A 358-nucleotide genomic window follows, 5' to 3' on the forward strand; every position below is an offset into this window, starting at 1 on the left:
GCAGTGAGCCAGGAAAACCACTTGTCTCACTGCATCGGCTCACCCATATGCGCACGGCGGCTGTTAGATTTCTTTGGTTCGTGTGGGTATATTTTTTGTGTACTTCTCTAGGATTCGTCCGCTGTTGGGGGGATCGCTTCCTTGGTGGGGCGAGCGGGTTATATAGCTGAATTGGGGTGTGGAAATGTGCTGCTGTTTGGTTTAGCGTCACGAATGGTTTCGCCGCCTGGCTTTGGGTTGGCCTCTTGCAGTGAGCCAGGAAAACCACTTGTCTCACTGCATCGGCTCACCCGTATGCGCACGGCGGCTGTTAGATTTCTTTGGTTCGTGTGGGTATATTTTTTGTGTACTTCTCTCG

At 52.0% G+C, this 358-nt stretch carries 1 protein-coding gene; it reads right to left on the bottom strand.

The genetic code is table 11. The annotated features are described in order from the left end of the window. Positions 1-158: 158 nt before the first annotated feature. Positions 159-358: hypothetical protein (locus tag J7E21_RS00540; protein ID WP_215103743.1), on the bottom strand; the 200-nt coding region annotated here is incomplete at its 5' end.

It is taken from the genome of Planococcus sp. ISL-109, from assembly GCF_018613655.1.
GTDB lineage: Bacteria > Bacillota > Bacilli > Bacillales_A > Planococcaceae > Planococcus.